4 protein-coding genes and 1 pseudogene are annotated in these 4,165 nt (G+C 75.5%); 3 read left to right on the top strand and 2 right to left on the bottom strand.

Going from position 1 to position 4,165, the window contains the following annotated elements; all coding sequences use genetic code 11:
- Positions 1-875, top strand: an 875-nt coding sequence (locus IE312_RS21955; protein WP_229900273.1) for an aminoglycoside phosphotransferase family protein, incomplete at its 5' end; no start/stop codon positions are given.
- A gap of 76 nt (positions 876-951) precedes the next feature.
- On the opposite strand, the gene treZ is transcribed toward IE312_RS21955, so the two are convergent.
- Positions 952-2,697 carry a malto-oligosyltrehalose trehalohydrolase gene (treZ, locus tag IE312_RS21950; RefSeq protein WP_189984061.1) on the bottom strand — a complete coding sequence of 582 codons (1,746 nt, stop codon included), beginning with the start codon at positions 2,695-2,697 and terminating at the stop codon, positions 952-954.
- A 179-nt stretch (positions 2,698-2,876) separates the two neighbouring features.
- Here treZ and IE312_RS21945 point away from each other — a divergent pair, with 179 nt between their 5' ends.
- Complete coding sequence (locus IE312_RS21945; protein ID WP_189984060.1) at positions 2,877-3,428, top strand: FHA domain-containing protein; 552 nt, start codon at positions 2,877-2,879, stop codon at positions 3,426-3,428.
- Positions 3,429-3,534: 106 nt separating this feature from the next.
- Positions 3,535-3,948, top strand: a complete 414-nt coding sequence (locus IE312_RS21940; protein WP_189984059.1) for an SSI family serine proteinase inhibitor — start codon at positions 3,535-3,537, stop codon at positions 3,946-3,948.
- 59 nt (positions 3,949-4,007) lie between these two features.
- Here IE312_RS21940 and IE312_RS41245 read toward each other — a convergent pair.
- Positions 4,008-4,165: pseudogene (locus IE312_RS41245) on the bottom strand (M14 family zinc carboxypeptidase); the annotation flags it as partial.

Genomic DNA, 4,165 nt, shown 5'->3' with positions numbered 1-4,165 from the left:
AGGGCGGCGGCGACGGCACCGGGGGACCCGGCGTGCGACCCGTGACGGAGGACCGCGAGCACACGTGGTGGGTCGGCGCCCGCCATGTGCTGCGCCTCGCGCCCGACCGCGAGGCGTCCGTCCGCCGCCGCCGCGAACTGCGGCTGCGCGACCTGGTCCGCCCGCACCTGCCCGTCGCCGTGCCGACCAGCGTCGCGCACGGCGACTGGGCGCCCGGCCTCGCCTACACGCTCGACACCCGGGTGCCCGGCGGCACGGCCGACGCGTACGACGTCTCCGCCGTCGGCGAGGCCGATCTCGCCGGGCTGCTGAGCGGGCTGCGCGCCGTGCCCGCACGCCAGGCGGAGGCGCTCGGTGTGCCCCGCACCGCGCCGCGGTCCCTGGAGGCGCTGCGCCGGATGGCCGTGCACGCGGCCGGACGGCTCGCCGCCGCCGACGAGTTCGACGCCGCCCGGCTCCAGCAGCTGACCCCGTCCGGCGCCGCCCAGCTCACCGCGCAGTCCGGTACCGCCGTGCTCATCCACCACGGGCTGACCGGCGCGCACGTGCTGGTCAGCGCCGACGGCCGGGTGCGCGGCATCCTGGACTGGACCGCGGCGGCCCTCGGTGACCCCGCAGAGGACATCGCCGGACTCGCCGTCGCGGTCGGCTCCCCGGCGGCCGTCCGCGCCGCCACCCTCGCCGGCTACGGCGCCCGTCCCTGCCTGCGCGGCCTGTGGCTGGCCCGGTGCGACACCGTCCTGCGCCTCACCGACCACCTGGAGGGCCGCACGGGCGGCTCCCTGCCCCTGCTGCGCACCCAGCTGCGGCGCGCCTGGGAGCCGATCCTGCTGGAGCGGGTGACGGACTTCCCGGAGGACGAGCCGGAGCCCTGACGGGGCCCCAGGGCCCCGGAGCACCGCCCGCCGCCCGGAGCACCCCGGCGGCTCACCGCGCGGCTGCCGGGACACCTCAGGGCTGTGTCAGCACCACGCAGGACTCCCCGGGAACCTGGAGCAGCCCGTCCCGGCCGGGCGGCTCGACCGGGTCCCAGGCCGCGAGGACCTCCACCCGGCCCGTCCCCAGCGGAATCGCCGCCTCCTCCTTGCCCAGGTTCACCGCCACCCGTACGTCCCCGCGCCGGAAGGCCAGCCAGCGGGCGTCCGCGTCGTACGCCACCTTGGTGTCGGCGAGGTCCGGGTCGGTCAGGTCGGGCTGCTCCCGGCGCAGCGCGAGGAGCCGGCGGTACCAGGCGAGCACCCGCGCGTGGGGCTCGCGCTCCGGCTCCGACCAGTCCAGGCACGACCGCTCCCGGGTCGCCGGGTCCTGCGGGTCGGGCACGTCCTCCTCGGCCCAGCCGTGCGCGGCGAACTCCCGCCGCCTGCCCCGCCGGACGGCCTCGGCCAGTTCGGCGTCGGTGTGGTCGGTGAAGAACTGCCACGGCGTGCCCGCCGCCCACTCCTCGCCCATGAACAGCATCGGTGTGAACGGCGCGGTCAGCGTCAGCGTGGCCGCGCAGGCCAGCAGGCCGGGGGAGAGGTGGGCGGAGAGCCGGTCGCCCTGGGCGCGGTTGCCGACCTGGTCGTGGGTCTGGCTGTAGCCCAGCAGCCGGTGCGCGGCCACCCGTGCGCGGTCCAGCGGCCGGCCGTGACCGCGGCCCCGGAAGCTCGAATACGTGCCGTCGTGGAAGTAGCCGCCGGTGAGCGTCTTGGCGAGCGCGCCGAAGGGATCCCGCGCGAAGTCGGCGTAGTAGCCCTGCGACTCACCGGTCAGCGCGGTGTGCAGGGCGTGATGGAAGTCGTCGTTCCACTGCGCGTGCAGGCCGAGGCCGTTCTCCGCGCGCGGGGTGATGAACCGCGGGTCGTTCAGGTCCGACTCGGCGATCAGGAACAGCGGCCTGCCCACCTCGTCGGCCAGCGCGTCCACCGCCGCCGACAGCTCCTCCAGGAAGTGGCACGCGCGCGTGTCGTACAGACTGTGCACCGCGTCCAGCCGCAGCCCGTCGATCCGGTAGTCCCGCAGCCACGCCAGCGCGCTGCCCACCAGGAACGCGCGCACCTCGTCCGAGCCGGGCGCGTCCAGGTTCACCGCCGAGCCCCACGGGGTGGTGTGGGTGTCCGTGAAGTACGGCCCGAACAGCGGCAGATAGTTGCCCGACGGTCCCAAGTGGTTGTGCACGACGTCCAGGACGACGCCCAGCCCGAGTTCGTGCGCCCGGTCGACGAAGCGCTGCAGGGCCTCGGGGCCGCCGTACGGCTCGTGCACCGCCCACAGCGACACCCCCTCGTACCCCCAGCCGTGCCGCCCCGGGAAGGGGCACAGCGGCATCAACTCCACGTGTGTGACGCCCAGATCCACCAAGTGCTGCAGCCGGCCGGCGGCGGCGTCCAGGGTGCCCTCGGGGGTGTACGTGCCCACGTGCAGCTCGTACAGCACCGCGCCCGGCAGCCCGCGTCCCGCCCACTGCGCCCGCCAGTCGTGGCGCCCGTGGTCCACGACGGCGCTCAGCCCGTCCGGGCCGTCCGGCTGGCGGCGCGAGCGCGGATCGGGCAGCACGGGTCCGTCGTCCAGCGCGAACCCGTACCGCGCGCCGTCCCGCGCCTCCGCCTCGCCCGTCCACCACCCCCCGCGGGCGGGATCGCGCGTCAACGCGCGCGTGGTGCCCTCGCAATGGAGCGTGACCCGGTCTGCCTGCGGTGCCCACACCTCGAACTGCACGGACGGTTCCCCTTACGTCTGCTCACCGTGATGTCCCGCGTCTTCCATCGTGCCGTCCCGGACGATCGATCCGCTTCCGAATCCGTCCTTTGCCGGCAGGTGTCGTGGAAGTGCCCGAACACCGGCACGTCATCCGCGTTTTCTGGACACCCGCCGTTCGCTGCCCGACAATCGCCTGCGTGACGTCGTCCTTCGAGTTCTCCACCTACCCCGCGCGCCTGTCCGACGCGGAGCGCGACAAGGCGCTCCGGGCGCTGCGCGACGGCGTCGCCCTGGGCCGGCTCTCGCACGACACGTTCGTCCGCCGCATGGAGCTGGCGCTCGTCGCGCGGCGCTCCGACGAACTCGCCGTCCTCGTCGCCGACCTGCCCCGGGAGAACCGGTTCTCCCGGGCGGTCCTCGGCACCGTCGAGGCCGTCTCCGGGTTCACCGTGCGGCTGCGGCGGGCCTGGCAGGCGGAGCGGCTGCCCAAGCTGCTGCTGCCGCACCCGTCGCACACCCACCCGCTGCGCATAGGCCGCGATCCCGCGAACGGGCTGCGCCTCAACCACGAGACCGTCTCCCGCGTGCACGCCGAACTGCGCCACCAGGGCGGCCTGTGGATCCTCAGGGACCTGGGCTCCACCAACGGCACCACGGTCAACGGCCGCCGGGTGACCGGGGCGGTCGTCGTCCGCGAGGGCGACCAGGTGTCCTTCGGCAGGGCGGCGTTCCGGCTCGCGGCCGGCTGACCTCCCGACCGGCCCCTTCGAACTGGCGCCCGGGTCACGCGGGCGGACCCTCCCGATCGGGTGAGCCGCACTGCGGAAGCCGGGCCGCCGTGCCGATGGAACGGGCATGACGTACCTCACCAGAACGGCAGCGGCGGCCGGCGCCCTGCTGGCCGCCGCCGGCCTCCTCACCGCGGGCCCGGCACAGGCCGCCTCCCACGACGTCCTCCCGGCCAACTGGCTCTACCTGACGGTCACCAAGGGCGATGCCCGGTCGGCCGACACCCGCGGCACGCTGCTGCTGTGCGACCCGCCCCTGGGACACGCGCACGCGGCCGAGGCCTGCGCCGACCTGTCCGCCGCCGGCGGGCGCATCGACCGCATCCCGGCCGCACCCGTGTTCTGCCCGATGATCTTCAAGCCGGTGACCGTCCACGCGCGCGGGCACTGGGGCAGCCGGTCGGTCGACTTCCGGGAGACGTACACCAGCGCCTGCGTGATGAGGGCGCGCACCGGAGCTGTCTTCAGCCTGGACGACTGACCGGCGCGACCACGACGGGCGGTGGGGCCGGTTCCCGGGCGGTGCGGGCCCGGGCCGGCTCACCGCGCCTGTTCGCGCGCCTGCTGCGCCGCCACCAGCACGGTCCGCGACTGGTGCTCCACCTGGTGGTCCAGCGGCACCCAGCGGGCCCGGAACCGCTCCGCGAAGGCGTCGCACCAGGTGGCGACGAGCCGCTCCAGGCGGGGCGCCGCCCGGT

The sequence above is a fragment of the Streptomyces capoamus genome (assembly GCF_014654935.1).
Lineage (GTDB): Bacteria > Actinomycetota > Actinomycetes > Streptomycetales > Streptomycetaceae > Streptomyces > Streptomyces capoamus.
The sequence above is the reverse complement of the archived record's forward strand: the minus strand, read 5'-3'. Positions and strand labels throughout refer to the sequence as shown.

Excerpts from the sequence above, each read along its gene's own strand:
- IE312_RS21940 (WP_189984059.1), top strand. The coding sequence starts at position 3,535 with ATGACGTACCTCACCAGAACGGCAGCGGCGGCCGGCGCCCTGCTGGCC.